The following is a 544-nucleotide window of genomic DNA, read 5'->3' as shown; positions in this document are numbered from 1 at the left end:
TCTGATTTTGCACCATGAGGTGACGCAAGATGGTGACGACCGCAAACAGCTTGAACCCATAGCTAAAGCTGCCAAGGCCGAACTGGGGCAGGACACGCTGACCGTGACAGCCGATATGGGCTACTCAAATGGCCAGCAATTCCAGGCGTGCGAGGAGGCCTCCATTACCGTGTACGTGCCGCCAAACCGAACTTCGAACCCAGGCGGAGAGACATTATTCGAGCGCCAGGACTTTACCTATGACGCTGAACAAGATCGATACCAGTGCCCGGCAGGTCAATGGCTAACCCTGAAGCAGCGTTACAAAGGCGACCGGATCTACCAGGCGGCAGTCAGCGACTGCGCTGGATGTGCGCTGAAAGCCCAATGTACAAGGGCTCAGCGCCGCTATGTCTCACGTCACGTACAAGAGGAAGCCTTTGAGCGTATGGCACAGCGGATGCAACTGCATCCAGAGATGATGGAGCGACGCAGATCCATCGCCGAGCACCCGTTTGGCAATCTCAAACAATGGCTATTTGGGAACGGGCGGTTCTTGCTACGA

The 544-nt window shown here is 56.1% G+C and carries 1 protein-coding gene; it reads left to right on the top strand.

Going from position 1 to position 544, the window contains the following annotated elements:
• Positions 1–544: transposase (locus NPS46_RS25125; protein ID WP_274112048.1), on the top strand; the 544-nt coding region annotated here is incomplete at both ends.

The organism is Pseudomonas putida, assembly GCF_028682395.1.
In the GTDB taxonomy this organism is placed as follows: domain Bacteria; phylum Pseudomonadota; class Gammaproteobacteria; order Pseudomonadales; family Pseudomonadaceae; genus Aquipseudomonas; species Aquipseudomonas putida_AB.
This window is presented reverse-complemented; position numbering and strand designations above follow the sequence as displayed.